This window comes from Bartonella sp. LB28NMGDW, from assembly GCF_042194435.1.
In the GTDB taxonomy this organism is placed as follows: Bacteria; Pseudomonadota; Alphaproteobacteria; order Rhizobiales; family Rhizobiaceae; genus Bartonella; species Bartonella grahamii.
Genome location: NZ_JBHIMX010000165.1, coordinates 1 through 568, shown reverse-complemented (window position 1 = coordinate 568; position 568 = coordinate 1). Strand labels below are relative to the sequence as shown.

The 568-nt window shown below is 34.2% G+C and carries 1 protein-coding gene; it reads left to right on the top strand.

Translation table 11 applies throughout. From position 1 onward, the window contains the following. On the top strand, positions 1 to 568 hold a 568-nt coding region (locus ACFIKG_RS09820), incomplete at both ends, for a DUF6990 domain-containing protein (RefSeq protein ID WP_375652255.1).

Genomic DNA, 568 nt, shown 5'->3' with positions numbered 1-568 from the left:
AAAAGCCATAGATGATCGTCTTAGTTTGCAAGATTTGTCTTTTCTTAATACAGTTTCTGAAGACTTAAAAAGGATGGACTGGACAGTTTATCGTGATAAAAATTACAATTGCAATGCTTATTTTATAACGAAAGATCGTACCATTAATATAGTGTACGACCTTGATAAAAACGGAGAGACACCATTTGTTACCTTCAAGGTTTCTCTTTCAACACTTGGTTTTTCTACAGCTTATCGATCTATTTTTATCGATACTCCCCAATATACCGTTCTTAAAGAATCAGAAGAAGTTTATGCAGTTTCTAGTACTGAATTGGATGAAGGTAAACTGAAGCAGATCTGTGCGGATATTTTGTGCTGGGCTGATCGACAAAATGTGAATCAAATCATCTATGATTATGCGGCTTTGTCCCCAGACAGTGAATATGATTTTGCGAAGTTGCACCTTATTGCACTTATTCTTATTGGGGATGTTGAAAAACTCAAATTTTATAAGGAAAGTTTGAAGGATAAAAACTTTTCAGCTTTGATAAGGGAAAACATAGCACATATTATTGATAACGTCCTT